This window comes from Stutzerimonas stutzeri (assembly GCF_000935215.1).
In the GTDB taxonomy this organism is placed as follows: Bacteria; Pseudomonadota; Gammaproteobacteria; order Pseudomonadales; family Pseudomonadaceae; genus Stutzerimonas.
The window spans coordinates 1-1,084 of the sequence record NZ_JXXD01000232.1 but is presented as its reverse complement, the minus strand read 5'-3'; the positions used below and the strand labels follow the sequence as shown (position 1 = coordinate 1,084).

At 57.6% G+C, this 1,084-nt stretch carries 1 protein-coding gene; it reads left to right on the top strand.

Annotation, left to right across the window (positions count from 1 at the left end):
- Positions 1-1,084: elongation factor Tu (tuf, locus tag LO50_RS19865; RefSeq protein ID WP_080902140.1), on the top strand; the 1,084-nt coding region annotated here is incomplete at both ends.

The window sequence follows — 1,084 nt, the reverse complement described above, 5'->3', positions numbered from 1 at the left end:
GAAAAGTTCGAACGTAACAAACCGCACGTCAACGTCGGCACCATTGGTCACGTCGACCATGGCAAGACCACTCTGACTGCCGCTCTGACTCGCGTGTGCTCCGAAGTTTTCGGCTCCGCTCGTGTCGACTTCGACAAGATCGATAGCGCGCCGGAAGAGAAGGCTCGCGGTATCACCATCAACACCGCTCACGTAGAGTACGACTCCAATGTCCGTCACTACGCGCATGTTGACTGCCCGGGTCACGCTGACTATGTGAAGAACATGATCACCGGTGCTGCCCAGATGGATGGTGCGATCCTGGTTTGCTCCGCTGCTGACGGCCCCATGCCGCAGACTCGCGAGCACATCCTGCTGTCCCGTCAGGTGGGTGTTCCGTACATCGTCGTGTTCCTGAACAAGGCCGACATGGTCGACGACGCCGAGTTGCTCGAGCTGGTCGAAATGGAAGTTCGTGATCTGCTGTCGACCTATGATTTCCCGGGTGACGACACGCCGATCATCATCGGTTCCGCGCTGATGGCGCTGAATGGCGAAGATGACAACGAGCTGGGCACTACTGCGGTCAAGAAGCTGGTCGAGACTCTGGATACCTACATCCCTGAGCCGGTTCGCGCCATCGACAAGCCGTTCCTGATGCCGATCGAAGACGTGTTCTCCATTTCCGGTCGCGGTACCGTTGTGACTGGTCGTGTTGAGCGCGGCATCGTCAAGGTTCAGGAAGAAATCGAGATCGTTGGTCTGCGTGATACCACCAAGACCACCTGTACCGGTGTAGAAATGTTCCGCAAGCTGCTCGACGAAGGTCGTGCCGGTGAGAACTGCGGCGTTCTGCTGCGTGGTACCAAGCGTGATGACGTCGAGCGTGGTCAGGTTCTGGCCAAGCCGGGCACCATCAAGCCGCACACCAAGTTTGAAGCCGAAGTGTATGTTCTGTCCAAGGAAGAGGGTGGTCGTCACACCCCGTTCTTCAAGGGCTATCGTCCGCAGTTCTACTTCCGTACCACCGACGTGACCGGTTCGTGCGAACTGCCGGAAGGCGTTGAGATGGTAATGCCGGGCGACAACGTGAAAATGGTTGTCA